The sequence below is a fragment of the Cupriavidus sp. 05T41 genome (assembly GCF_056396525.1).
The window spans coordinates 200606-224457 of the sequence record NZ_JBFTLQ010000001.1 but is presented as its reverse complement, the minus strand read 5'-3'; the positions used below and the strand labels follow the sequence as shown (position 1 = coordinate 224457).

Below are 23852 nucleotides of genomic sequence, written 5' to 3'. Positions count from 1 at the left end.
GCGACTACGTCTTCGGCATGCGCCGCTCCAGGCAGCGCTGCAGCAGCGCCACCGGCCGCAGGCGGATGTCGCTGTCCGGGTAGGCCTTGCAGGCCAGCACCAGGCCGCTGCCCTCCTCCGCCTCCGACAGGCAGGCGCGGCTCATCTTGCCGGTGTGGTAGCGCCCGGATTCGATGCGCACCTTGCAGACGCCGCAGCCACCGCCGCGGCAACCGGCCGGGATGCCGCGCTTGCCCAGCGCCTCCATGGCGCGCAGCAGGTTCTGCTCCGGCGCGCACGGGTAGCACTGCCCGCTGCCGGCGATCTCCACGTTGTGCATGGCGAGTCCTCGTGCAGGGTTCGTTCAGATCTTGAACAGCGGACTGCGCGCGCTGTTCTGCGCGTCGCCCGCCGAGATGAACTTCTCGGTATGGATGTCCGCCTCGAACAGCCGCCCCTGCATCAGCGTGCGGATGCAGGCCTCGATCATCGGCGGCGGCCCGCACAGGTAGGCCTTGTGCCCGCGAAAATCCGCGCCGCCGCCGCTGGCGCCATAAAGGCCCTGCAGCACATCGTGGACGTAGCCGCGCGCGCCGTCCCAGCCGCTGTCGCCGGGCTCGTCGGACAGCGCCGGCACGTAGCGGAAGCCCGGGTGGGCCGCCGCCAGCGCGCGGAATTCCTCGTCGTAGTACAGCTCGGCGCGGTTGCGCGCGCCCTGCACCAGCGTGATGGGCAAGGTCTCGCCGGCGGCCAGCATGTCGAGGATCATCGCGCGCGGGCTGGACAGGCCCGAGCCGCCGGCCAGGAAGATCATCGGCACGCGCGCGGACTTGCGCACGAAGAAACGCCCGTACGGTGCCGAGAAGCGCAGTTCGTCGCCCACCGCGAGCTGCTCATGCAGGTAGCCGGTGGCCTGGCCCCCCGCCACGCGCCGCACATGCAGCTCGACCAGGTCGTCGCCGGGCCGGTTGGCCAGCGAGAAGGCGCGCGGCTGGTCGCAGCCGGGCACGCGCAGGTTGAGGTACTGCCCGGCCTGGAAGGCGGCGGCGCCGCCGTCCTTCACGCGCAGCCAGATGCCGCGGATGGTGGGCGTGAGCGCGCGCGTGGCCACCACTTCGGCGCGGTAGTCGGCCAGCGGCAGGCCGAGCGAGTCGGCATCTTCCTCGATATCGGCCTCGATCACCATGTCGGACTGCGCGGTGGCGCAGCACGCCAGGCACTGGCCGTTGTCGCGCTCGAAGTCCATCAGCGCGAAGCTCGATGCCTCGCCGTGCTCGAACTCGCCACCCACCACCTGCACCTTGCAGGTGGCGCACAGGCCATGGCAGCAGGCATGCGGCAGCCACACGCCGTTGCGCAGGCAGGCATCCAGCACGGTCTGTCCCGGCGCGATGGGGATGGTCTGGCCGATCGGTTCAATGGTCAGGGAATACATCTCGGTTCTCCTTCAAACCCGCGCCGCGCTCAGCTGCAGCTGCCTGCGATACCGTCCAGCCCCGGCGTGCGGAAGCGGATCACGTCCTTGTGGCCGAGGCCGTTTTCCGCCAGCGTGCGGTCCAGCTCCGGCTGCCACGGCGCATTGCCGCGCAGCCACTCCACGCGGCTCCAGTCGATGCGGGCGAAGTCGGGGTGATAGCCGTAGACGCCAGGCAGCACGTTCTCCACCACGTCGCGCAGGCGCATCGCGGGCGGGAACGGGAAGCAGTGCGGCGCGCAGAACAGCAGGTGGCGGTCCCAGCCGATATAGAGCAGCCGGTTGCCGTGGAAGGCGGCTTCGCGGTCTGCCGCCTCGAAGGCGTAGGGGCCGATGGATACGACGGGCATGGTGGTCTCCTTTGCTCTCTTCTGTCTTCTGTCTTGTGTCTTCTGTCTTGTGTCTTGTGTCTTGTGTCTTCGGTCTGCGGTCTGCGGTCTTGCGTGCGCGTCGTTCAGCCCGCGCCGCCCGCCACGCCCTTCCAGGCGTTCCAGTTCTTCTGGTCCTGCGAGCCCTCGAAATCGAGGTTGTCCGCGCCGGGGTCGAGGCGATACCACTTGAGCACGTCATCGAGCGAGGCGCCGCCGCAGTTGCCCTGGTAGATCTGGTGCACCGGCAGCCAGGCCTGCGCGTATTTCTCCGGCTCGCCGTCGAAGATGTCCTTGCAGCCGTCCGAGCAGAAGTGGAACTTCATGCCGTGGTAGCTGCTTTCGCGGTAGCAGGTCTGGGTGGGGTCGTCCGGCTCGGAGAACACCATGGGAATCTGGCAGGTCTGGCACAGCATCGGCAGCGTGCCGTTGTAGAAGCGCTCGCCGGCTTCCTGGCGCTCCTGCCAGTGGTCCAGGCGCGGCTTGTAGTAGCGCTCGAAGGTGTCCGGGTATTTCTCGGCCAGCCAGCCCATCTCGTCCGGCTTGGGCACCCAGGTATGGAAGCCCGCCGCGCCGGCGTAGTTGTAGAAGGTGGCCCAGGCCTCATGCGTGATGCGGTCCTTGGTCTTGGTGGCGACCTCGTGGTACTTGGGCATGCGCAGGCCGTAGCGCTCCAGGTCCTTGAACAGCGCGCCGCCGGCCTGCTCGAAGTACATCTCCCAGGCTTCGGCCCACGACATCACGCGGCGTGGCAGCATGTAGTCCATCATCATGCCGACCAGCGTGAGCAGGCGGAAGCCGCGCCAGAACCATTTGTCCAGCCACTTCTGCAGGATGGGGATGTTGTCCGGGTCCTGCTGGCACAGGAACTTCACCACTTCCAGGCCCAGCGTCATGTGACGCGACTCGTCCGACTGGGCCGAGAAGCCGAAGGTGACCGTGGCCATGTCGCCGTTGTAGGCCGCGCCCGACATGAAGGGCATGAACAGCAGGTTGGTCAGCACGTACTCGAACGAGAACGAGATCGCGGTGATGAACTCGAACGGGCCGGCGCTCATGGCGTCCTCGAAGTAGGACTTGGGCACCGACAGGTACCAGACCCGGTCGTGCATGTGGCGCCATTCGCCGAAGCCATGGAAGTACTTGTTGTAGACCGAGAGCGTGTGCAGCTGCGTCTGCGCATGGCGCAGCTCGTCGATGGACTGCATCTGCGCCGCCACCCGCGCGCCGGCGCCGCGGAAATGGCGCCCCAGGTGGGCATAGCCACGGTGCGCGGCGTATTCGAGCGGCGTCACGCCGGTCAGGAACAGCCGCAGCGCGTTCAGGTAGCGCGGGTCCGAGACGTTGAGGTGGCCATTGTTCTGCACAAAGGAGTCGATGATCGCGTACAGCTTGCGCTCCTTCTCCGACTGGTATTTCCAGTAGGCGTCCATGGTCATGCGGAACGGGTCTTCCCACTTGTCCCAGTCATGGATCTTGATGCCCTCGTACTTGTCGTACGGGAAGACCTTGTCCATCGGCTCGTAGGTGGTTTCCCAGCCCAGGTCGCGCGTCATCGTCGCGTACTTCTCGCGCAGGTTGAGTTTCTTGCGTGCGTCCATGATGTCTCCGTTATTGCTTGCCTGCCGCGGGCGCGGCGGCGAATTCAGTCGTTCCAGCGCAGCGTGAAGGCGTCGTCGTCCTCGTCGATGTTGCCGGACAGCGAGATCAGGTTGAGGTGGATCTCCTGCAGGTCCCACTCGCGCCCGAGCTTCTCGGACACCAGCTCGCGCAGGATGGTCAGGTGCCCCGGCGCGTCGATCTTGACCATGGCCGGAAACCGCGACACCACGGCATGCGGGTTGGCTTCGGTGATGGCGTCGATGATGGGACGGGTGTCGTCGTTGCTTTGCAGCGCGATATAGACATTGGCGGTCATGGCGGCGCTCTCCTCAGGCAAGGCCAAGCTTGTGCAGGCGCGCGTCGAACTGCTCCAGGCACAGCGCCACGATCTGCTCGCCGCCGTCGCCCAGCAGCGTGTCCGCCACCGGCACCAGCGCCGCGCCCACCTGCTGTCGCGCCGCGCGCGCCCAGCCCGACAGCAGCATGCGGTTGGCCTCGGACTCGGCTGCCGCGGCCTGTACCACCGCGTCGACCCAGCGCGCATGCTCCTCGCGCCAGTCGTTCATGAACTCGGTCAGCACCGCCAGCCCGGTGCCGCAGGCGCGCGCGATGACGGCGTCGGCGTGCTGGTACACCAGCGGGTAGAGCAGCCCGTCGAGCACCAGGTTCTGGGTGACGAAGGTCTCGAACCAGTCCTCGATCACGAAGCTGTGCTCCACCAGGCGGCGCAGCGGCTGCCACGCGGCGCTGTCCATCCAGGCGGCCTTGGCGCGCTCGAGCGCCACGCCCGTGTTGCCGTCGAGCAGCATGCCGATGCGCGACAGGTACTGGGCAATGCCGAGCCGGTCCATCGCGCAGTAGGTGCAGGCCTGCGTGATGGCAGTGCCCCAGCCATAGTCCGCGCAGTAGAAGTTGTTCATGTTGGCGGCCCACTCCACGTGGCGCAGCGGCAGCAGGCCGTCGGCCAGGCGTTCCTGCCACTCCAGCGGCAGCGCCGGCAGCAGCCCGCGCTTTTCCACGAAGGCGAAGCTCTTCTCGGCGGCGTCCTGCTGGCGGCCGCGCGCGCCGACGTAGGCGCCGTAGTAGTACTGGCGCGGGTCCTTCAGCGCGTACCAGTCTTCCATCACGATCGCCGTGCGGCGCTTGTCGTAGAGCGCGTACTGCGGGTCCCACGTGGGGCGGTAGTGGAAGTTGACCTCCGACTGCACGTCGTAGGTGGCTTCCTGGTAGCGCGAGGCCGGCTTGTCGCCGAAGCGGCGCGCGATATTGCCGTAGGTCTGGCGCAAGGGCTGGATCTGCTGGGTCTTGATATCGACTTGCATCGCTGGGTCTCCTGGGTCGTGTTGTTCTTGTCGTGTTGTTCTTGTCGGGGGGATCGGGCCGGGTGCCGCCGGCCTGGTCAGGCGTCCTGCCCGGACGGCGGGGCCTGCGGCGGGAGGAAGCGCACGTGGTTGACGCTGCAGAACGCCTCGAACATCGGCTCGGGCATGATCAGCTCGACGTTGAGCTCGGGGTCCGCCACGCTGAAGGCGAACTGCACGAAGCCCTCGGGCGTGCGGCCGTCCACGCGCACATAGCGCGGCGTGGCTTCGAACAGGGGGACCGACTGGTTGATCATGGCGCGCTCCTCTGGTGGCAGATACGAGCTCTATTGCGAAGAGCGTGCCAGGCAGCGCGAAGCACGGCGGCACAAGGGCCGGCGGCGTCGAGGCGGGATTCGCCTGCGCGTTTACCCGCAAGCGCCGGGTGCCGCGCCATCGATGAATTGATCAATCCGGCGAAGGGGCTTGATCAAATGGTGAAAAGCCGCCCGGGGCGGACGTTTGCGGACAGGCTTGCGGCGCGGCGCGGATGCCCCGCGGTGCAACAGGCGATTTGCCGGAGACGGCGCAATGCCATGCGCGGGCTGGGCCGCGCGGCATATGCGGTGCAGCAGGCCGCGCTGGCGGCCTGGCCGCGCCGTTCGGGGGAGTGCATCAAATGGTGAAACGCTGCCTGGCGAGCGTTTTCGCGGGGCGGCCAGGAGATCGGGCGCTCAGGCGCCGCGGCTGCCCCGGTTCTTCCAGCGGTAGGCCAGCTGCGGCCGGGTAATGCCCAGCAGGCGCGCGGCCTGGCTCATATTGCCGTTGGCCCGCTCCATGGCCGCCTCCATCAGCACCGTTTCCACGTCGCCCAGCGCCAGCTGCTGCTCGGCCATATGGTCCAGCAAGCCGTGCACGGCCGCTTCGCGCAAGGCCGGCAGGGTGCCGCCCGCGCCGAGCCGCGGCGCCGTGTCCATGGCGGCCGGCGCGCTGGCGGGCAGGAACAGGTGGTCGGCCGAGATCAGGCCGCCGTTGCTGGCCAGGATGACCCCGCGCTCGATCACGTTCTCCAGCTCGCGCACATTGCCGGGCCAGTCGTAGCGGCGCAGCTCGGCCAGCGCGCGGTCGGTGATGCCGACGATCTTCTTGCCGTGGCGCGCGCCATAGCGTGCCACGAAGCGCTCCACCAGCAGGCGGATGTCGTCGAGCCGCTCGCGCAGCGGCGGGATCGTGACGGGATAGACGTTGAGGCGGTAATACAGGTCCTTGCGGAAGGTGCCGGCCTTGACCGCCTCGGCCAGGTCCACGTTGGTGGCGGCCACCAGCCGCACATCCACGCGGCGCGCTTCGGTGCCGCCCACGCGCTCCAGCTCGCCCTCCTGCAGCACGCGCAGCAGCTTGGACTGCGCCGGCAGCGACAGCTCGCCCAGCTCGTCCAGGAACAGGGTGCCGCCATGCGCCCGCTCGAAGCGGCCCGGGCGCGACTGGTGCGCGCCGGTGAAGGCGCCCTTCTCCACGCCGAACAGCTCGGACTCGATCAGCTCGTCGGGGATGGCCGCGCAGTTGACCGCCACGAAGGGCTTGTCCGCGCGTGCGCTCACGCCGTGCAGCGCCTGCGCGAAGCGCTCCTTGCCGACCCCGGTCTCGCCCAGCAGGAGCACGGTCACGTTGCTGGCGGCGGCGCGCTGCAGCAGGCCCCAGGCGGCGCGGAACTCGGGCGAGCAGCCCACCAGGTCGGCGGGCTTGCCGTTGTTGCGCTGGAGCGCGCGCAGGTGCTCGACCTCGCTTTGCAGCTCCAGGATGGTCTCGATCACCGGGTCGGGCTGGTACAGGGCCAGCACTTCGGCGCCGTCCTCCCATGCCTCCAGCGGCTTGCCGATGATGCGGCAATGCGCATGCCCGCAGGCGATGCACTCCACCTCCCGGTAGAGGATGGTGCGGCCCATCAGCGCCGAGGTATAGCCGGTGGCGTATCCGATCTGCATCCAGCAGGCGGGCGCGTCGACGACGCCGAACAGCTGGCGGTGCACGTCGCCCTCGAAGGAGTCTTCCCACAGGAATTCGCCATCGTAGATGCCGGCGGCGATGTCGATGTCCACCTTGACCGGCGTCACCCGCACCACGCCTTCGATGGTATGCAGGCAGGGACCGATCTCGAGCAGGCCGAAGTCGCTCTCGTTGGGTCGCATCTTCTTGGCCAGCTCGGCGTCGCGCATGCCGGAATGGAAACCCATGCGCATGAACAGGCCGCGCGCCCGCTCCATGCCGAGGGTATCCACCAACTCCTTGCGCAGCGCGCCCAGTGCGGCGGTATGCAGCAGGATCATGCGCTGTTCGTCGAGCCAGATGGAGCCCTCCTCCATCACAAAGCGCAGGCGCCGCGCAAGATTGGCCAGGCCATCGCGCATGGTGGCCGAGAATTTGTCGGTTGAACTACTCATCGTCTCCTCTCTTGTCGGCCCGGAAAAGCAGGCGCGCTCGTGCTTTTTCTGGCACTGTATGCACATTATGTGCCATAGGCGCACCCTCGCGCGTCCAACGCCTGTCAAGCCGGCCCAATGTCGCCTATGCTGTCCTTGTCAGGATTCTTCTAGCGCTGTTGCTCTGCACCACGAACCATGGAAAAAACCGCATTTGTCTTCGCCGGGGGAGGCAGCCTCGGCGCGATCGAAGCCGGCATGCTGCGTGAACTGGTGGCCTGGGGCGTCAAGCCGGACATGGTCATCGGCGCGTCGGCCGGCGCCATCAACGGCGCCTACTACGCCTGCAACCCCCACACCGCCGGCACCGCGAAACTGGAATCGATCTGGCGCAGCCTGCGCCGCGCCGAGGTGATGCCGTGGTCGTGGCGCAGCCTGTTCGGCATGCTGCGCGGGCAGCGCGGCCACCTGGTGGAATCCGCCGCGCTGCGGCGCCTGCTGTCGCACCACTTCGGCGACATGCCGCTGGAGCGAGCCGAAGTCCCGCTCTATGTGGTCGCCACCGATATGCAGAGCGGCGCGGAGGTGGTGCTCTCCTCCGGCAGCCTGGTGCAGGCGGTGCTGGCCAGCGCCGCCATCCCCGGCGTGTTCCCGCCGGTGGCGCTGGGCGGGCGCACGCTGATCGACGGCGGCGTGGCCAACAACACCCCGGTCTCCACCGCCATCCGGCTTGGCGCCACGCGCGTGGTGGTGCTGCCGGCCGGCTTTGCCTGCGCGGCCAGGCGCGAGCCGCGCGGCCCCATCGACCATGCCTTCAATGCGCTGTCGCTGCTGGTGGCGCGCCAACTGGTGCAGGACCTCGAGCGCTGGGCCGACCGGGCGCATATCTCGGTGGTGCCGCCGCTGTGCCCGCTCGATGTTTCCCCGTACGACTATACGCAGTGCGGCACGCTGATCGACCGCGCCGCGGCCGCCACGCTCGCCTGGCTCAATGCCGACGGCCTCAACAACCGGCACATCCCCGGCGCGCTGCACCCGCACTCGCACGACGCGGACAACCCGAGCTGCGATTTCGACCCCAACCAGGCGGCGGCAATGCATGTGCACGAGGCCGACCACGGCCACGCTGGCGAGCACAAGCCCCACGCCGCCCACTAGCACGCTTTGGCCGCGCCGTAATCCGGCTTTGGCATTGGCGAATTGCATGAACCCCGGATCCGGCCAATGATGCCGGATCTCCTTATTTGGCTGGCACGTACATGAGCGCAATCCTGGAAGGCATCAAGGTACTGGACCTGACGCGCGTGGTGGCCGGTCCCTGGGCCACGCAGAACCTGGCCGACATGGGCGCCACCGTCTACAAGATAGAGAAGCCCGGCGACGGCGACGATACCCGCAAGCTGGGGCCCTTCCTGACCGACGCCGACGGCAACGTCACCAACGACTCCGCCTTCTTCCTCGCCGGCAATCGCGGCAAGCAGTCCGTCACCATCGATATCTCCCAGCCCGAGGGCGCCGAGCTGGTGCGCCAGCTGGCCGCGCGCTGCGACGTGGTGGTGGAGAACTACAAAGCCGGCAGCCTGAAGAAATACGGGCTCGACTACGAATCCATCCGCGCGCTGCGCCGCGACATCATCTATTGCTCGGTCACCGGCTTCGGCCCGGACGGCCCCTACAGCGCGCGCCCGGCCTATGACTTCATCCTGCAAGGCATGGCCGGCCTGATGAGCACCTGCGGCCAGCCCGACGGCAGCCCGGGCGGCGCGCCCATGCGCACCGCCATCCCCATCACCGACATCCTCACCGGGCTGTACGCCTCGGTCGCCCTGCTCGGCGCGCTCTACCACCGCCAGGCCACCGGCGAAGGCCAGTACATCGACGCCGCCATGCTGGACGCCTCGGTCGCCGCCAACGGCCACCTCGCGCTCGGCTACCAGATGACCGGCAATCTGCCGCGCCGCGCCGGCAACACCAACCCCGTGGCCTCGCCCTCCGAGGTCTTCCCCTGCCGCGACGGCCACCTGATCGTCGCCGCCGGGAACAACGGGCAGTTCGCCGCCTTGTGCAAGCTGCTCGGCTGTGCCGAGGTCGCCACCGACGAGCGCTTCGTGCAGAACATGGGCCGCGTCGACAACCGCGACGCCCTGCGCGAGATCATCGGCGCGCGCATCGCCGAATGGCAAAGCGCGGATCTGCTCGCAGCCCTGGAGCGCGCCGGCGTGCCCGGCGGCCCGATCAACCAGCTCGACGCGGTCTTCGAGGATGAGCAGGTCAGGCACCGCGACCTGCTGATGCACCTGCCGCACGGGCGCGGCGTCACGGCGCCGAGCCTGCGCAGCCCGCTGCGGTTTTCAGCCACGCCGGTGGTGGTGAAGGCGCCGCCGATGCTCGGAGAACATACCGAGGGCGCGCTCCGGGCGGAGCTGGGCCTGAGCGAGGCGGAAGTGAAGGGCCTGAAGGAGCGCGGGGTATTGTAGGTCTTGCCGCCCCGCGGCCATCACCGCCCCATGCGGAGCGGTGATCCGGCCCCGCCGACCGTTCTTATTGCCCCAGGGCCGTGACAAGACCGGCCTGGCTCTGCAGTTCCACCGTCTGCGCCACGCACAGCGCGTCTTCGGCCTCCAGCAGCGTGCGCTGCACCTGCAGGGTATCGATAAAGGGCGTCTCGCCCGCCCGCCAGGAACGATCGATCTGCTCATAGGCAGCGCGGGCACTGGAAGTCGCGCTTGCCAGCCTGGCAACCCGGTCCCGGCTGCGCGCGGACGCCGCCACCGCGCTCTCGACCTCGGCGACCGCCCTCAGCACCGCGGCGCGATAGGCATAGAGCGCCTGCTCCGCTTCGGCGCGCCGCAGCGTCACCACGCTGCGGCGGCGGTTGCCGTCAAACACGGGCGCGCTGGCGCCGGCCCCCAGCATCCATGCAATTGAGCGCGCCAGCCCCGCGCCGGAGAACCCGTCCGCCACGGCGCCGATCGCGCCGGCCAGTTGCAGGTGCGGCATCAGCTCGGCTTGCGCCACGCCGACGCGCGCATAGGCGGCGACCACCCGGGCCTCGGCCGCCCTGATATCGGGACGCCGGCGCAGCAGCTCGGCCGGCGTCCCGATGCCCGCGGGCGGTGTCCAGCGCGGGCGCGCCGCGAGCGGCTCCATCTGCTGGTAGACCTCCGCGGGCGTGGCCGCCACCAGGATGGACAAGCGGTGCAGCGCGTTCTGCCGCTCCAGCTCGAGCAGCGGCAACTGGGCGAGCGTGGTCTGCGCCTGGGCTTGCGCGCGATCGACGTCCGCCACCGGCAGCGCGCCGGCGTCGAACATCAGGCGCGTCAGCTTTTCCGTCTCCGACTGGTTGCGCGCATTCTCGCTGACCAGCGTCAGCCGGTACTCGAGGCTGCGCGCGGCGAGATAGGTCTGCACGACCTCGGCCGTCACCGCGATCCCGACCGCCCGGGCGTCCTCCTGCGCCGACCTCACGTCGGCCTCGGCCGCGGCCACGCCTTGCCGGATACGGCCAAAGACATCGACTTCCCAGGAAGCTTCGAGGCCTGCCCCGAATGCGTTGGCGGTGACCGGCACCCCCGAGGGGGATTGCGCGGCCGGCAGCCGCCGCCGCGCGGTGTCGATACCCAGGCTGACTTCCGGCAGCCCCTGCGCGGCGGTGCCGGCCCGCAAGGCGCGGGCCGCGTCGATGCGGGCGACCGCCGTCTTCAGGTCCAGGTTCTCGGCCAGCGCGGCATCGACCAGCTTGTCCAGCACGGGATCGCGAAAGCCCTTCCACCAGCCGGACAGATCGGGCACCGCCGCGTCGCTGGCCAGGGAGGCATTGGCATAGCCATCCGCCAGCGGCAGCGGCGTGGGTGCCGCGGGCGGCGCGCCGGCGCAGGCGCCCAGCAACGCGACGGCGGCCAGCAAAGCAGGAATCAGGCGAACGGCGTTCATTGCGTCACCTCCGGCAATGCCAGCGTCGCGGCGTGCGCTCCCCTTCGTCGCGTCACCAGCTTGCGGATGCCGACATAGAACACCGGCGTGAAGACCAGGCCGAACAAGGTGACGCCGATCATGCCGAAGAAGACGGCGGCGCCCACGGCCTGGCGCATCTCGGCGCCCGCGCCCTCGGAGAGGATCAGCGGCAGCACCCCCAGGATAAAGGCGAGCGAGGTCATGATGATCGGGCGCAGCCGTTGCTGGCATGCCTCCACCACCGCCTCGACCAGGGCCACGCCCTGCGCCTCGAGCTGCCGCGCGACCTCCACGATCAGGATCGCGTTCTTCGCCGCCAGCCCCACCAGCACGATAAAGCCGATCTGCGTGAGGATGTTGATGTCCTGTCCCATGCCCTTCACCCCGAGCGACGCCGCCAGCAGGCACATCGGCACGATCAGCAGGATCGACACCGGCAGGCTCCAGCTGCCGTACTGCGCGGCAAGCACCAGGTAGACCAGCAGCACGCACAGCGGGAAGACCAGCAGGCCCGAGTTCCCCGCCGTGCTCTGCTGATAGGACAGGTCGGTCCATTCGAAGGCGATGCCCGGCGGCAGCACTTCGCCGGCCAGCCTTTCCATGGTCCGGATCGCGAACCCGGAGCCGAGCCCGGGCTCGGTATCGCCGCTGATCTCGGTGGCGGGATAGAGGTTGTAGCGCGGCGCCCGGTCCACCCCGGGCCGTTGCTCGATGCGCGTCACGCTGCCCACTGGCACCATGTTTCCATCCTTGTTGCGCACCTTCAGGCGCGCCAGGTCCTCGGCGGTGACGCGGAACGGCAGGTCGGCCTGCGCCGTGACGCGATAGGTGCGCCCGAGGATGTTGAAGTCGTTGATATACGTGGAGCCGAAATAGGTTTCCACCGCGTCGTTGATCTCCTTGCTTGGCACGCCCAGCATTTCCGCCTTCTCGCGGTCCAGCTCGACGAAGACTTGCGGCGTGGCGGCAGAGTACGGCGAGTAGACGCCGACCATGCCTGGCGTCTTGCCGGCCGCTGCGACCAGGTCTTCGGTGGCCTTCGCCAGCGCCGCCGTGCCCAGCCCGCCGCGGTCCTCCAGGCGCATGGAGAAACCGCCCGTGCTGCCCAGACCCTGCACCGGCGGCGGCATGGCCACCACGATCGAGGCTTCGGTGATGCCCGCCAGCCGGCCGCGCAGGTCCGCGGCGATCTTGTCGATGGTAAGGCCCAGCGGCTTGCGCTCGGCCCACGGCTTGAACACGGGGAACAGGCCGGCATTGCTCGCGGAGTTGGTGCCGGTGGCGGCCGAGACGCCGGAGAATACCGGCACCCGCGCCACGCCCGGCACCTGCAGGGCGATGTCCTCTATCTTGCGGGCCACGGCACTGGTGCGTTCCAGCGTGGCGCCATCGGGCATCCGCACCAGGACCACCAGGTAGCCGCGGTCCTGCTGCGGGATAAAGCCCTTCGGCGTCGATGCCAGCAGGTACAGCGTCGCCCCGATCAGCAGCACGTAGAGCCCGAGCATTGCCGGCATCGCCGCCACGACGCGGCGCACCAGCCTGCCGTACGCCTGCGCAAGACGCTCGAAGCCCCGGTTGAATGCCGCCGCCAGGCGCCGCATGCGCCCGCGCAGGCCGGTGGCGTCCGTGGCCGGCTCGCCGTGCTGGTGCCGCTTGAGGATCGAAGCGGCCAGCGCCGGCGCGAGGGTGATGGAGCTGAAGAACGAGATCGCGGTGGAAACGGCGATGGTCACCCCGAACTGCCGGAAGAACTGCCCCGAGATGCCGCTGATAAAGGCGGTCGGCACGAACACCGCGCACAGCACCAGCGTGATGGCGAACAGGGCGCCGCCCACTTCCTTCATGGTCAGCAGCGTGGCATCGCGCGGGCTGGCCCCGCCGGCGAGATGGCGCTCGACGTTCTCCACCACGACGATGGCGTTGTCCACCACGATGCCCACCGCCAGCACCAGCCCGAACAGCGTGAGGTTGTTGATCGAGTAGCCCAGCATCGCCATCACCGCGAAGGTCCCCACCAGCGACACCGGGATGGCGAGGATGGGGATGATGGACGCGCGCCACCCTTGCAGGAAGACCAGCACCACCAGCACGACCAGCACCACGGCTTCGTAGATGGTCTTGACCAGTTCGTCGATGCTGTCGCCGATGAACTCGGTCGGGTTGTAGCCGATGTTGTAGACGATGCCCTTGGGAAAGTCCTTGCCCAGGCGGGCCATGGTCTTCTCGACCGCGGCCATGGTGGCGACCGCGTTGGCCCCCGGCCGCTGCAGCACCTGCAGGGCAATGGTGGGATTGCGCAGCATATAGCTGTCCGTGGCATAGGCGAGCGCGCCTACTTCCACGCGCGCCACGTCCTTGAGGCGGACAATGCGGCCGTCCGCGCCCTGCTTGACGATGATATTGCTGAAATCGGCCGGCTCCTTGAGCCGCCCCTCGAAGATCAGGTTGGGCTGGAAGGCCTGGGCACTGATCGGCGGCTGCGCGACCACGCCGCCCGCCACCTGGGTGTTCTGCGCGCGAACCGCCGCGATCACGTCGCCCGGGGCCAGGCTGAACGAAGCCACGCGCTCGGGATCGAGCCAGATGCGCATCGCGTATTCGCGCGCGCCCAGCGGGTTGATATCGCCCACGCCGTCGATGCGCTTGAGGGCGTCGGCCACGTTGCGGATGGCGTAGTTCGAGACGTAGAGCTGGTCGTAGCTCTTGTCCGGCGAATACAGGAAGATGGTGGCCAGCTGGGTCGGCGACGACTTGCGCACCGAGACCCCGCTGCGCTGCACCGGCTCCGGCAGCCGCGGGGTGGCCAGCGCTACGCGGTTCTGCACCAGCACCTGGGCCTTGTCGACATCGGTGCCGGGCTTGAACGTGACGGTGATGTTCAGGCCACCGTCGGAGGTGGCCTGGCTGTACATGTAGATCATGTCCTCCACGCCGTTGACCTCCAGCTCGATCGGCGTCGACACGGTCTGCGATACCGTCTCGGCCGAGGCGCCGGGATAGCTGGCCTGGATCACCACGGTGGGCGGCGCGATCTCCGGGTACTCGGACACGGCCAGCGAGAAATACGCCAGGCCGCCCACGATGGTCAGGACGATGGACAGCACGATGGCAAGCACCGGCTGCTCCACGGATATGCGGCCGATATTCATGGCGTGGCCTCCGGCTTGCCTTGCTGCGCCAGCCTGGACTCCGCGGCCCGCGCCCTGGGCGTGACGGCTTCCCCGGCGCGCACGCGCTGGAAGCCTTCCACGATGACGTTGTCGCTGGCCTGCAGGCCCGAGGCGATCTCCCGCAGATTGCCGAACAGCTTGCCCAGCGTCACCGCGCGCACTTCCACGGTCTGGTCTGGCTTGACGAGATAGAGCACGCGACGCGTGGCGTCGGTGGCGACGGCGGCGTCGGGGACCAGCAGCGCGGCATGGGGCGTGGTGCTGGCGAGATGCACGCGGCCGAACTGCCCGGGGCTCAGCGCCAGGTCCGGGTTGGGCACCCTGGCGCGTTGCCTGAGCGTGCCGGTCGAACTGTCCAGACGGTTCTCCACGAAGTTCATCTTGCCGGCGAGCGTGGGCTGCGCATCGCCGGGCAGGGAGATCGTGACCTCCCTGCCCGCCCCCGCGCCGCCACCCTGCCCGCCTGCCGCCGTCGCGCGGACGTACCTCAGGTAGCTCTGCTCGTCCACATCGAAATAGATGTCGATCGGATCCTGCGAGACGATGCTGGTCAGCACGGTTGCCGCGCTGTCGCCGCCCCGCACCAGGTTCCCTTCGCTGACCTGCTTGCGGCTGATCCGGCCCGACATCGGCGCGGCGATGCGCGTGAAGGAAAGCTCCAGCCTGGCCCGGGCAAGCGTGCCCTGCGCGCTGGTGACTTCGGCGCGCGCGCCCTGTACCGCCTGCTTGCGCTGGTCGAACAGGCTCCTGGCGATCGTATTGGTCCCGATCAGCACGTTGGCGCGCTCGAACTCCTGCTCGCTCAGGGCCAGCTGCGAGCGCGCCTTTGCCAGCGCCCCCTCGGCCTCCATGACGGCAGCCTGGAAGGGACGGGGATCGATCACGAAGAGGAGGTCGCCCTTCTTGACGAAGGCCCCGTCCTGGAAGGCGATCTTCTCGAGATAGCCGCTGACGCGCGAGCGCACTTCCACCGCGTCGGTAGCCTCGAAGCGGCCCGTGTAGGTGTCCACGTCCTGCACCTCGCGCGCGGCGGGCTTGCTCACCGTCACGGTCTGCCGCGCGGGCTTGCCGACATCTTCCGACCGGCAGCCCGACATCAGTGCCAGGGCCGCCAGCGGCAGCGCAACAAGCACGGCCGCCCGCGCCAGGCGCCGGGTCCGTAAATTCTGTTTCATTGGGATTCCTGTACGCATTTCCGTGCCCGCCGGCTATCCGGGGGCATGCCGGTTGCTGCCGCCGGCGCGGGACCCTGCCTGGCGTCCCGCCCGGCGCGCCGGCATGCGCGCTGTGGCGATGGCTTACGCGCGCGCGCCGTCGGTGAAAGGATCGGCCTTGGTGCGGGCGCCGTCGGTGAAGGTGTCGCGCTGGCGCGCCGGATCCGCCGACGGTCCGCTGCGGTCGAGCCCGGCGATGCGCGCGCCGGCCAGGTAGGGATCGACACGGGCATGGGCACCGTCGGCGCGGGCATCGCGCTCGCGGGCAAGCGCGCCCTGCACGGCGGTGTTGCGTGCCGCCCTGTCGACGACGTGGTTCACATAGGCGGCCTGCGCCGAGCCGGCGAACACAGTGGCGGCGAGCGCGGCGGCGGTGATGAGGGTCCTGGCATTCATGATGATCTCCATGGCGTTACGGTGTATCGACGCTCGCAATGAGCGCGATGCGTGGCGGGGTGTCCCGGCTGGGGCCTGCCGCACGCTGTGCAACGAAGTATGGAGAGCCGGTGGCGCGAGAAAAACCGCCGCGCGGGCATAAGAGACTTGAATTCGCTGCAACAATGGCAGCGCGCCGGCCGCCCCCCGCGCGGACGCGCCAGGGGCCGGCGGCCATTCTTGACCGGCGCACAAGGATGATTTGCGCGCACGCAGGTTTTTCGGCGCCGCGGGTTTCCGGATAATCCGTGCCCGAGATCAGGCGAGACATCCGCCTGCCCGGGCCCGATGACCATCCACGAATTCGCCGCGCTGCCGGCGGCGCTGGCCGCCCGCAAGTGCGGCCATGCGCGCGGCAGGCAACTGGCCAGGCGGTGAGCGCACGCCGCGTCCGCCAGCACGACGGACGCGGCGCCAGGGTAGCGAAGCGCGTCAGGCGATGCCGAAGCCGCCATCCACCGGCAGGATCACCCCGGTCACATACTGGGCGTCCTCGGAGCAGAGGAACCGCACCACGCGCGCCACGTCGCGCGGCACGCCCCAGCGGCGCATCGGCAGCCGCGCCATGATGGCGGCGCTGCGCTCCGGATTGTCGAGCGCGCCGGCCGACAGGCGCGTGCGGATCCAGCCCGGCGCGACCGCGTTGACCCGCACGCCGTGCGGCGCCAGCGCGGCGGCGTACGAGCGCGTCAGGCCCAGGATGCCGGCCTTGCTGGCGGCATAGGCCGGATTGTTGGCCGAGCCGAAATAGCTCCACATCGACGCGATATTCACCACCGCGCCACGGGCGCGCACCAGGCGCTCCTGCAGCACGCTGCTGAGGATCTGCGATCCGTTCAGGTTCACGTCGACCACGGCGCGGAAGCCTTCCGGCGTGAATTCATTGCCCTCGTGCCGGATGATGCCGGCGGCGTTTACCAGCACCGCCACCTCGTCGAGGTCCGCCACGGCGGCCCGCGCGTGCTCGGCCGAGGTCACGTCGAGCTGGCGGAATGCCAGCCCGCCGGGCAGGTCCGCATCGGCATCCATGCCGAGGCAGACCACGCGCATCCCCGTCGCGTTCAGTTCTTCGGCAATGGCCCGGCCAATGCCGGTGCCGCCCCCCGTGACTACCGCTACAGCTTGTTCCATCTTTCCTGACTCCTGTTGGTCTTGCATCGGGCCGAGCCCTTGGACGCCTGCACTAGACGCCGAGATAGGTTGCGCGCAGGTGCGGGTTGGCAAGCAGTTCCCTGCCCGTTCCCGCGAGCGCGATCGTGCCGCTTTCGATCACATAGCCGTAGTCCGCCATGTCCAGCACCTGGTTGACGTTCTGCTCGATGACCAGGACGGCGAGGTCGCGCTCCTTGAGGCGGCGGATGCTGTCGAACAGCCGGTCGACCATGATCGGCGCCAGCCCCAGCGACGGCTCGTCGAGCGCCAGCACGCGGGGCATCGCCATCAGCGCGCGCCCCACCGCCAGCATCTGCTGCTGTCCGCCCGACAAGGTGGAGGCCGCCAGCTTCTGGCGCTCCTCCAGGATCGGGAACAGCGTGAACACTTCGCGCAGGCTCTGCGCGCGGCGCTGGCGCGCGCGCGCGTTGCTGGCGCCGATCAGCAGGTTCTCCAGGATCGACATGCCGAGGAACAACTGCTTGCCCTCCGGCGACTGGACAAAGCCCTCCAGCACCACCTCGTGCGGGGCCAGCCCGCCGATATCCTTGCCATTCAGGCGCACCGTGCCCCGCTTGCGGCGCAGCAGGCCCGACACCGTGCGCAGGAAGGTGGTCTTGCCGGCACCGTTGGCGCCGATCAGCGCCGTGATCGAGCGCGGCGCGAGCGACATGCTGACGCCGCGCAGGATCTGCTGCTCGCCGTATCCGGACCAGATATCGCTGACTTCAAGCACTGGCGCTGACATAGCCCTCTCCAAAATAAGCCTTCAGTACCTGCGGCATCTTCACCACTTCCGCCGGCACGCCGTCGGCGATCAGCCGTCCCTGCTCCATCACGATGACGCGGTCCGACAGGCCCATGATCACCTTCATCACATGCTCCACGATCAGTACGGTGATGCCGCGGTCGCGCACCTTGCGCACCAGTTCGACCATCTCGCCCGCCTCGTTCGGCGTGGCGCCGGCAACCACCTCGTCCATCAGCAGCAGGCGCGGGCTGGTGGCCAGCGCGCGGCCAAGCTCGAGCTTGCGCTTGTCGAACGCGGTCAGGTCGTTGGCATCGGTGTCCGCGCGCTGCGCCAGGCCCAGGAACTCCAGGCAGGCGTAGGCTTCGTCGCGCACCCTGGCGCGCGAGGCGCCCCGCGCGAAGCCGCCCACCATGACGTTCTCCAGCGCGCTCAGCCCGCCGAACGGCTTCGACAACTGGAAGGTGCGCGCGATGCCGCTGGCGCAGATCTGGTAAGGCTCGCAGCCGCGGATCTGCTTGCCCCCGAACAGGATCTCGCCTTCGTCCGCCTTGATGAAGCCCGCGATCAGGTTGAAGGCCGTGGTCTTGCCGGCGCCGTTGGGGCCGAGCAGGCCCAGGATCTCGCCGCTGCCGACGGTGAACGAAAGCTGGTTCACCGCCTGCAGGCCGCCGAAGCGCTTCGAGATGGATTTCACTTCAAGTAGGTTTTGCATGGTGTCCTCCCGCTAGACCTTGCGCGTGGCAGCCGTGTCCACCGCCGCGCGCCGCCTGGCGCGTGGTTGCAGCAGGCGCTCGAGCGGGCCGATGATGCCCTTGGGAAAGTAGAGCACCGCGCCGATCAGCACCAGGCCATAGATCACCAGGTGCAGTCCGAGGAAGCGCCCGGCGAAATAGGTCCGCGTGAACTCGGCGATCGGGTGCAGCACGAAGGCGCCCAGCACCGGGCCGATGATGGTGCCCTGCCCGCCGACGATGGCCATGATCGCAGCGTCGATCGACAGGTCCAGGCCCATGTTCCGCTCCGGGTTGATGTAGCGGAAGAACTGCGCGTAGAAGGCGCCGCCGAGGCCGGTCATGAAGGCGCTGATCGCCAGGGCGATCAGCGGGTACTTCGTGGTGCTGACCCCCACCGCCTGCGCCGCGGCCTCGTCGCCGCGGATTGCCTTCAGGTAGTAGCCCAGGCGCGAGCGCTCCAGCGCGTAGGTGGCCAGCAGCATCGCCACCAGCATGGCAAGGATGATGTAGTAGTAAGGCACCTTGCCATCGAACTGGAAGACCGCCCAGCCCCCCGCCGACGGCGGAATCACCAGGCCCTGCGCGCCCTTGAGCGGAATGCCGAGGAATTCGTCGGTGTTCTCGATCCAGATGCGCACGATCTCGGCGAAGGCGATCGTGGTCAGCGTGAAATACGGCCCCTTGAGCTTGAAGGTCGGATAGCCGATGCACACGGACAGCAGCGCCGCGGCCAGCCCGCCGGCGAGCATGCCGAGCCAGGGCGACACGCCCAGCCCGGTGAACAGCAGCACGGTGACATAGCCGGCGCCCCCGGCGAAGACCGAGTGCCCGAGCGAAAGCTGCCCGACATAGCCGCACACGAAGTTCCATGCCGACGCCATGTAGGCGAAGTACAGCACCATCACGAGCGAGTGCAGCGCGTAGCTGTCCTTGACGAACAGGGGCAGCACGACAGCTGCGCACAGCAGCGGCATGCCCAGCACCAGGTTGATATTGGTCCTTGACGACGTCATACGGAGGTCCCCCTCATTTGCGGCCTAGCAGGCCGTTCGGCCGGACCAGCAGGACAATGATGAACAGGCAGAACGAGAAGACCGACGCGGACGTGGCGGTCACGAACTGCGAAGAGAACGATTCGAACACTCCCAGCACCAGCCCGCCGAGCAGGGAGCCCGGAATCGAGCCGATGCCGCCCAGCACCACCACCAGGAAGGACTTGATGCCGAAGCCCAGGCCGGTGGTGGGCGAGACGGAAAGGAAGGGCACCAGCAGCGCGCCGAACAAGCCGAGGATGCCGGCGCCGATGCCGAAGGTCACGTTGTAGATGCGGCCTACGTTGATGCCCGACAGCGCCGCCGCCTCGCGGTTCTGCGCGGTGGCGCGGATCTTCCGGCCGGTGTCGGTGAAACGCAGCCAGTAGGCCAGGCCGGCGGAAACGGCAACCGCGGCCGCGCACGCGATGAGGCGCGGCACGTTCACGGGCAGGCCGCCGATGTCGATCGAGCCGCTCAGCACATCGGAGGTCACGGTGCGCACATCCGGGCCGAAACCCATCAGGATTGCGTTGTCGATGACAAGGAAGACGCCGGTGGTGAGCAACAGCGCGCCAAGCGGCTCGACCACCATGGTGGTCTCGCGCCGGAACAGCGGCGCGATGACGACGGCCTGGGTGAAATAGCCGAGCAGGAACAGCAGCGGCACCGTCAGCAAGGCCGTGGCATACGGATGGATGCCGAACACCGACCAGATCAGGTAACTGAGATACATGGCGAGCATCAGGAAGGAGCCGTGCGCGAAGTTGATCACCCTCAGCACACCGAAGATGAGACTCAGGCCCAGCGCGATACCTCCGTAGATCCCGCCGAGCAGTACGCCGTTGACGACGGCGTAAGCCAGAATGATTGGGTCCATATACCTACCTCGATTGGGCACGGCCGGCCGCGGCCGCCGTGCGGGATGTGACGGTCCGGCGCCCGCGCCGGACCGTGCGACTGCGCGGGGGGCTCAGCGCGCGCCGGGTGCCGGCAGCGGCCACACCGGCTTGACGCCCGCGAGCCGGTTGTCCGCCGGCCAGATGGTGCGACGCTCGCCGTTCAGGTTCTGCGAGATCACGCCATGGGCAAAGGTGTTCTGGCCCTGGGCGTCGAACTTGATGCGCTGGTAGCCCGTGACAAGCGCCGGCCCGCTGGCGATGTCGGTGGCCGCGAGCGCATTGCGCACCTTCTCCCGGTCGACGGAGGCGGCACGCTCCAGCGCATCCTTGACGATGTACACGTTGGACACGCCCTGGGCGCCATACGAGTTCATGCCGTAGCCCAGTGCCGCCTTGAACCTGGCATCCGCGGCGATGAGCACGGGGTCCTTGGCGGCCCGCATGATGTCGACCTGGAAGTCATCCTGCACGAACATGTACTCGACGGCCTTGGGCGACACCGCCTTATAGAAGTTCGGGTCTTCCGAACCGCCGCCCACCGAGTGCACGCCGTACGGGATATAGAGCCGGCTTTCGGCAAGCTGGCGCGTGAAGAGGATGTGATCCGGCGTATAGGCCACCACGATCAGGGCATCCGGCTTCGCGCTGCGGATCTTCAGCAACTGCGCGGACAGGTCGGTCTGGTTGGGCGGGTACGATTCATCGAGCGAGATCGCATAGCCGCGCTCCTTGGCCAGCTTCTTGATATTGGCCGCATGCGAGCGTCCCCAGTCGGTGCCTTCGTAGAAGAGGCCGATCGTCCTGGGCCCGTTGCCGGTCTCCTTCTTGAGCAGGTCCAGTGCGTCGATCTGCTCGCGCGCGTCGTAGATGGCCTTGTTGTTCGGGCGGAATACGTACTTGAAGCCGCGCTCGGTGATCTCGTCCTTGACCGCGCCGGTCACCAGCCAGGACACCTTGTAGCGCTCCGCGACCTCGGATGCCGGGAAAGTCACCGCGCTGTTGTAGGCGCCCACGATCAGGGGAACGTTCTCGCGCTGGATCAGGCGCTCGGTTTCCGCCACGCCCACGTCGGGCTTCGACTGGCTGTCGGCGAAGATCAGCTTGAGCCTGGCGCCCCCGAGCGAGCGGATGCCGCCCGCCTGGTTGATCTGCTCCGCGGCGATCTCCGCGCCCAGCTTGGTCTGGTTGCCGATGGTGGCGGCGCCGCCCGACAGCGGCAGCACGAATCCGATCGGCACTTCCCTGACCTGGGCAAGGGCCGTGGCGCATGCCAGCGCGGCGCCCATGCCAGCCGCCAGCAGGAACCCGCGCCGGGTTCTTGAAATAAGGGTACGCATATTGTCTCCTGTGTCGAATCGACTCTGTCTTGTTCTGGCAAAGGCGGATGCCTGCGACGCGGCGGACAGGCCGGTGCCGTGTCCGCCGCCGCCGGGTCCGCCTATGACGCGATGACTTGCCGCGCCAGCTGCTCGACGCCATTCGCATCGAGCTTGTAGTGCGCGTAGAGATGCGTCGGCGGTGCGATCAGGCTGTACTCGTCGAGGATGCCGTGGCGCACCAGGCGCACCCCCGCGCCGGCATCGGCCAGGACTTCCGCCACCGCGCCGCCGAGGCCGCCGAGCACGTTGTGCTCTTCCACTGTCATCAGCACGCGCGAACGCGCGGCAGCGCGCATGACGGCATCGCGGTCGAGCGGCTTGACCGTCGCCATGTCGATCATCCCGACCGAGTGCCCCGCGGCGTTGAGCCGCCTGGCGGCCTCCAGCGCGGGATGCACGCTCGAGCCGGTGGCGATCAGCGTGAGCTCCTCGCCCTGGAGGTGCTCGATGGCCTTGCCGAACTCGAACGCAATGCCGTCCTCATAGACCTGCGGCTCGCGCCCCCGGCCGATGCGGAAGTAGATCGGCTGCGCGTGGCCGGCCGAGGCCTTGATGGCGGCGCGCAGTTGCGGACCGTCCGCAGGCGCCACTACGGTCAGGTCGGCAATCGAGCGCATGATGGCCAGGTCTTCGGTGGCGTGGTGCGACGTGCCATAGAAGCCCAGCGAGATACCGGCGTGGTGGCCGATCAGGCGGACCGGCAGGCCCGAATAGGCCACGTCCATGCGGATCTGCTCGCAGCACAGCAGCGCGAGGAAGGATGCAAAGGTCGCGACGAACGGCGTGTAGCCGACGCTGGCCATGCCCGCCGCCGCGGTCACCATGTTCTGCTCGGAGATGCCGAACTGGATATAGCGCTCGGGGAAGCGCTGCGCGAAGCGGGCCAGCCCGTTCGAATATTGCAGGTCGGCCGAGCCGGCGAGCACCGGCGCGCCGGCTTCGACCAGGTCGGTCAGGCCGTCGGATAGGTAGCTGAGGCCGGGCGTGATGGCGTTCAGGCCCCGGTACTGCCAGGAGTCCTTGGAAAGTGGCTGGTTCATGCTATCGATCCTTTGCGAGAATTTCTTCGACGGCGCGCCGCGCGTCGTCGGGAGCCAGATAGCCAAGGTGCCATCCGGGTTCGGTCTCCATGTAGGAGACGCCCTTGCCCTTGACCGTCCTGGCGATCACGCACACCGGCGTGGTGCGGCCGTCATCGGCGCGCACCTGGCGCAGCAAGGCGGTCAGGGCGGCCACGTCATGGCCATCCACCACGTGGACTTCCCAGCCGAACGCGCGCCACTTGGCGTCGAGCGGCTCGATGCCCATCACCTCGTCCACCGCCCCGTCGAGCTGGTAGCCGTTGCGGTCGACGATGGCGACCAGGCGGTTGGCGCGGTGGTGCGCGGCGGACATCGCCGCCTCCCACACCTGCCCTTCCTGCATTTCACCGTCGCCCAGCATCACGAAGGTGGTGAAGTCGAGCCCGGCGTGCCGTCCGGCCAGCGCCATGCCCAGGCCCGCCGAAAGCGCGTGCCCGATCGAGCCCGAGCTGAAATCGATGCCCGGCACCTTGCGCATGTCGGGGTGGTCGCCCAGCGGGCTGCCCAGCCGCGTGTACTCGTCGAGCCAGGCCTTGGGGAAGAAATCCAGGTCGGCAAGGATCGGGAACAGGCCCACCGCGGCGTGTCCCTTGCCCATCAGGAAGCGGTCCCGCATCGGCCAGCCGGGTTCGCCCCGGCGCAGCTTCATCACGTCGTAGTAAAGCGCCGCGAACGTTTCGGCCGCGGAGAACACCGAGGTGTAATGGCCGGTCTTGGCGATCTCGATCAGCCTGATGGTTTCGAGGCGCACGAAGGTCGCGCGCTCCTTGAGCAGCGCGATCTGTCCGGCGCCCGGAGCGAACGCGCTCTCGGTGGCGGCCGGCTTGGCTGGCGCAATGGCGTGGTTCATCTGTCGTCTCCGGCTGTCTTTGATGCACGATATATCATGCATTCTTGTGAA

22 protein-coding genes are annotated in these 23852 nt (G+C 68.4%); 2 read left to right on the top strand and 20 right to left on the bottom strand.

What is annotated here, in order from left to right; genetic code table 11:
- Positions 1 to 4 precede the first annotated feature (4 nt).
- From AC1DKV_RS01010 to poxR, 8 genes are all read right to left on the bottom strand, one after another.
- The gene (locus AC1DKV_RS01010) at positions 5 to 319 is read right to left on the bottom strand and encodes a 2Fe-2S iron-sulfur cluster binding domain-containing protein (RefSeq protein ID WP_441614274.1); all 315 of its coding nucleotides are present in this window, start codon (positions 317 to 319) and stop codon (positions 5 to 7) included.
- 24 nt (positions 320 to 343) lie between these two features.
- Entirely contained in the window at positions 344 to 1414 is a 1071-nt protein-coding gene (locus tag AC1DKV_RS01005; protein ID WP_441649858.1) for an NADH:ubiquinone reductase (Na(+)-transporting) subunit F, read from the bottom strand.
- Positions 1415 to 1443: 29 nt separating this feature from the next.
- Entirely contained in the window at positions 1444 to 1803 is a 360-nt protein-coding gene (locus AC1DKV_RS01000) for a phenol hydroxylase subunit P4 (RefSeq protein ID WP_441614270.1), read from the bottom strand.
- Positions 1804 to 1907: 104 nt separating this feature from the next.
- On the bottom strand, positions 1908 to 3422 hold the full coding sequence (locus AC1DKV_RS00995) for an aromatic/alkene/methane monooxygenase hydroxylase/oxygenase subunit alpha (RefSeq protein WP_441614268.1): 1515 nt from the start codon (positions 3420 to 3422) through the stop codon (positions 1908 to 1910).
- Positions 3423 to 3466: 44 nt separating this feature from the next.
- Entirely contained in the window at positions 3467 to 3739 is a 273-nt protein-coding gene (locus AC1DKV_RS00990; RefSeq protein ID WP_441614266.1) for an MmoB/DmpM family protein, read from the bottom strand.
- A gap of 13 nt (positions 3740 to 3752) precedes the next feature.
- Positions 3753 to 4745 carry an aromatic/alkene monooxygenase hydroxylase subunit beta gene (locus tag AC1DKV_RS00985; RefSeq protein WP_441614264.1) on the bottom strand — a complete coding sequence of 331 codons (993 nt, stop codon included), beginning with the start codon at positions 4743 to 4745 and terminating at the stop codon, positions 3753 to 3755.
- A gap of 77 nt (positions 4746 to 4822) precedes the next feature.
- Positions 4823 to 5041, bottom strand: a complete 219-nt coding sequence (locus AC1DKV_RS00980; RefSeq protein ID WP_441614262.1) for a phenol hydroxylase subunit — start codon at positions 5039 to 5041, stop codon at positions 4823 to 4825.
- Between the two features lie 417 nt (positions 5042 to 5458).
- Positions 5459 to 7165: a phenol degradation transcriptional regulator PoxR gene (gene poxR / locus AC1DKV_RS00975; protein WP_441614260.1), complete on the bottom strand. Its 1707-nt coding sequence runs from the start codon at positions 7163 to 7165 to the stop codon at positions 5459 to 5461.
- A 177-nt stretch (positions 7166 to 7342) separates the two neighbouring features.
- Between poxR and AC1DKV_RS00970 the strand changes: the two genes are divergently transcribed.
- The gene (locus AC1DKV_RS00970; RefSeq protein WP_441614259.1) at positions 7343 to 8302 is read left to right on the top strand and encodes a patatin-like phospholipase family protein; all 960 of its coding nucleotides are present in this window, start codon (positions 7343 to 7345) and stop codon (positions 8300 to 8302) included.
- A gap of 101 nt (positions 8303 to 8403) precedes the next feature.
- Positions 8404 to 9621, top strand: coding sequence for a CaiB/BaiF CoA transferase family protein (locus AC1DKV_RS00965; RefSeq protein WP_441614258.1), 1218 nt, complete (start codon positions 8404 to 8406; stop codon positions 9619 to 9621).
- Positions 9622 to 9685: 64 nt separating this feature from the next.
- Here AC1DKV_RS00965 and AC1DKV_RS00960 read toward each other — a convergent pair whose 3' ends face one another.
- The 12 genes from AC1DKV_RS00960 to AC1DKV_RS00905 all read right to left on the bottom strand — a co-directional run bounded on the left by AC1DKV_RS00960 (position 9686) and on the right by AC1DKV_RS00905 (position 23801).
- A complete protein-coding gene (locus AC1DKV_RS00960; protein ID WP_441614257.1) occupies positions 9686 to 11077 on the bottom strand; it encodes an efflux transporter outer membrane subunit in 1392 nt (463 codons plus the stop codon).
- On the bottom strand, positions 11074 to 14250 hold the full coding sequence (locus tag AC1DKV_RS00955; RefSeq protein WP_441614256.1) for an efflux RND transporter permease subunit: 3177 nt from the start codon (positions 14248 to 14250) through the stop codon (positions 11074 to 11076). The genes AC1DKV_RS00960 and AC1DKV_RS00955 overlap by 4 nt, the downstream gene beginning before the upstream one ends.
- Positions 14247 to 15446, bottom strand: a complete 1200-nt coding sequence (locus AC1DKV_RS00950) for an efflux RND transporter periplasmic adaptor subunit (protein ID WP_441614255.1) — start codon at positions 15444 to 15446, stop codon at positions 14247 to 14249. Before AC1DKV_RS00950 ends, AC1DKV_RS00955 begins: the two co-directional genes overlap by 4 nt.
- Before the next feature lie 123 nt (positions 15447 to 15569).
- The gene (locus AC1DKV_RS00945; RefSeq protein ID WP_441614254.1) at positions 15570 to 15881 is read right to left on the bottom strand and encodes a hypothetical protein; all 312 of its coding nucleotides are present in this window, start codon (positions 15879 to 15881) and stop codon (positions 15570 to 15572) included.
- A 471-nt stretch (positions 15882 to 16352) separates the two neighbouring features.
- Positions 16353 to 17051: an SDR family NAD(P)-dependent oxidoreductase gene (locus AC1DKV_RS00940; protein WP_441614253.1), complete on the bottom strand. Its 699-nt coding sequence runs from the start codon at positions 17049 to 17051 to the stop codon at positions 16353 to 16355.
- 52 nt (positions 17052 to 17103) lie between these two features.
- On the bottom strand, positions 17104 to 17820 hold the full coding sequence (locus AC1DKV_RS00935) for an ABC transporter ATP-binding protein (RefSeq protein WP_441614252.1): 717 nt from the start codon (positions 17818 to 17820) through the stop codon (positions 17104 to 17106).
- Positions 17801 to 18535 (bottom strand): ABC transporter ATP-binding protein, encoded by a 735-nt coding sequence (locus tag AC1DKV_RS00930; RefSeq protein ID WP_441614251.1) that lies wholly within the window; start codon positions 18533 to 18535, stop codon positions 17801 to 17803. Before AC1DKV_RS00930 ends, AC1DKV_RS00935 begins: the two co-directional genes overlap by 20 nt.
- A gap of 12 nt (positions 18536 to 18547) precedes the next feature.
- Entirely contained in the window at positions 18548 to 19570 is a 1023-nt protein-coding gene (locus AC1DKV_RS00925) for a branched-chain amino acid ABC transporter permease (protein WP_441643234.1), read from the bottom strand.
- 13 nt (positions 19571 to 19583) lie between these two features.
- Positions 19584 to 20468: a branched-chain amino acid ABC transporter permease gene (locus AC1DKV_RS00920; RefSeq protein ID WP_441614249.1), complete on the bottom strand. Its 885-nt coding sequence runs from the start codon at positions 20466 to 20468 to the stop codon at positions 19584 to 19586.
- A 93-nt stretch (positions 20469 to 20561) separates the two neighbouring features.
- Positions 20562 to 21827 (bottom strand): ABC transporter substrate-binding protein, encoded by a 1266-nt coding sequence (locus tag AC1DKV_RS00915; protein ID WP_441614248.1) that lies wholly within the window; start codon positions 21825 to 21827, stop codon positions 20562 to 20564.
- A 101-nt stretch (positions 21828 to 21928) separates the two neighbouring features.
- Complete coding sequence (locus tag AC1DKV_RS00910; protein WP_441614247.1) at positions 21929 to 22909, bottom strand: transketolase family protein; 981 nt, start codon at positions 22907 to 22909, stop codon at positions 21929 to 21931.
- Position 22910: 1 nt separating this feature from the next.
- Positions 22911 to 23801 carry a transketolase gene (locus tag AC1DKV_RS00905; protein WP_441643233.1) on the bottom strand — a complete coding sequence of 297 codons (891 nt, stop codon included), beginning with the start codon at positions 23799 to 23801 and terminating at the stop codon, positions 22911 to 22913.
- Between the last annotated feature and the right edge of the window lie 51 nt (positions 23802 to 23852).

Bases quoted from the DNA above. Each gene is read 5' to 3' on its own strand.
- AC1DKV_RS01010 (WP_441614274.1), bottom strand. From the start codon at position 319: ATGCACAACGTGGAGATCGCCGGCAGCGGGCAGTGCTACCCGTGCGCG.
- AC1DKV_RS01005 (WP_441649858.1), bottom strand. From the start codon at position 1,414: ATGTATTCCCTGACCATTGAACCGATCGGCCAGACCATCCCCATCGCG.
- AC1DKV_RS01000 (WP_441614270.1), bottom strand. From the start codon at position 1,803: ATGCCCGTCGTATCCATCGGCCCCTACGCCTTCGAGGCGGCAGACCGC.
- AC1DKV_RS00995 (WP_441614268.1), bottom strand. From the start codon at position 3,422: ATGGACGCACGCAAGAAACTCAACCTGCGCGAGAAGTACGCGACGATG.
- AC1DKV_RS00990 (WP_441614266.1), bottom strand. From the start codon at position 3,739: ATGACCGCCAATGTCTATATCGCGCTGCAAAGCAACGACGACACCCGT.
- AC1DKV_RS00985 (WP_441614264.1), bottom strand. From the start codon at position 4,745: ATGCAAGTCGATATCAAGACCCAGCAGATCCAGCCCTTGCGCCAGACC.
- AC1DKV_RS00980 (WP_441614262.1), bottom strand. From the start codon at position 5,041: ATGATCAACCAGTCGGTCCCCCTGTTCGAAGCCACGCCGCGCTATGTG.
- poxR (WP_441614260.1), bottom strand. From the start codon at position 7,165: ATGAGTAGTTCAACCGACAAATTCTCGGCCACCATGCGCGATGGCCTG.
- AC1DKV_RS00970 (WP_441614259.1), top strand. From the start codon at position 7,343: ATGGAAAAAACCGCATTTGTCTTCGCCGGGGGAGGCAGCCTCGGCGCG.
- AC1DKV_RS00965 (WP_441614258.1), top strand. From the start codon at position 8,404: ATGAGCGCAATCCTGGAAGGCATCAAGGTACTGGACCTGACGCGCGTG.
- AC1DKV_RS00960 (WP_441614257.1), bottom strand. From the start codon at position 11,077: ATGAACGCCGTTCGCCTGATTCCTGCTTTGCTGGCCGCCGTCGCGTTG.
- AC1DKV_RS00955 (WP_441614256.1), bottom strand. From the start codon at position 14,250: ATGAATATCGGCCGCATATCCGTGGAGCAGCCGGTGCTTGCCATCGTG.
- AC1DKV_RS00950 (WP_441614255.1), bottom strand. From the start codon at position 15,446: ATGAAACAGAATTTACGGACCCGGCGCCTGGCGCGGGCGGCCGTGCTT.
- AC1DKV_RS00945 (WP_441614254.1), bottom strand. From the start codon at position 15,881: ATGAATGCCAGGACCCTCATCACCGCCGCCGCGCTCGCCGCCACTGTG.
- AC1DKV_RS00940 (WP_441614253.1), bottom strand. From the start codon at position 17,051: ATGGAACAAGCTGTAGCGGTAGTCACGGGGGGCGGCACCGGCATTGGC.
- AC1DKV_RS00935 (WP_441614252.1), bottom strand. From the start codon at position 17,820: ATGTCAGCGCCAGTGCTTGAAGTCAGCGATATCTGGTCCGGATACGGC.
- AC1DKV_RS00930 (WP_441614251.1), bottom strand. From the start codon at position 18,535: ATGCAAAACCTACTTGAAGTGAAATCCATCTCGAAGCGCTTCGGCGGC.
- AC1DKV_RS00925 (WP_441643234.1), bottom strand. From the start codon at position 19,570: ATGACGTCGTCAAGGACCAATATCAACCTGGTGCTGGGCATGCCGCTG.
- AC1DKV_RS00920 (WP_441614249.1), bottom strand. From the start codon at position 20,468: ATGGACCCAATCATTCTGGCTTACGCCGTCGTCAACGGCGTACTGCTC.
- AC1DKV_RS00915 (WP_441614248.1), bottom strand. From the start codon at position 21,827: ATGCGTACCCTTATTTCAAGAACCCGGCGCGGGTTCCTGCTGGCGGCT.
- AC1DKV_RS00910 (WP_441614247.1), bottom strand. From the start codon at position 22,909: ATGAACCAGCCACTTTCCAAGGACTCCTGGCAGTACCGGGGCCTGAAC.
- AC1DKV_RS00905 (WP_441643233.1), bottom strand. From the start codon at position 23,801: ATGAACCACGCCATTGCGCCAGCCAAGCCGGCCGCCACCGAGAGCGCG.